Annotated in this window: 1 protein-coding gene; it reads left to right on the top strand. The window is 67.7% G+C overall.

Going from position 1 to position 248, the window contains the following annotated elements; translation table 11 throughout:
- A partial coding sequence (locus ACLJNW_RS27370; protein WP_410961698.1) for a pyridoxal-phosphate dependent enzyme occupies positions 1-248 on the top strand: 248 nt, incomplete at both ends.

Here is a 248-nt window from a genome sequence, read left to right as displayed (position 1 = left end):
GCCCAGACCCAGCATTTGGGCAATCTCACCTTCCCGCTGATCCAGCGCAACGTCGATGACATCCTCACCGCCAGCGACGCCGAACTGGTGGATGGCATGCGCTTCCTCGCCGCGCGGATGAAGCTGCTGGTCGAGCCCACCGGTTGCCTCGGCCTGGCCGCCGCCCGCCAGCGCAAGGACGAATTGCGCGGCAAGCGGGTCGGGATCCTGCTCAGCGGCGGTAACGTCGACCTGGCGCGTTTCTGCGC

Origin of the sequence: Salmonella sp. SAL4457 (genome assembly GCF_046548235.1) — a bacterium.
GTDB classification, from domain to species: Bacteria; Pseudomonadota; Gammaproteobacteria; order Enterobacterales; family Enterobacteriaceae; genus Salmonella; species Salmonella enterica.
The sequence above is the reverse complement of the archived record's forward strand: the minus strand, read 5'-3'. Positions and strand labels throughout refer to the sequence as shown.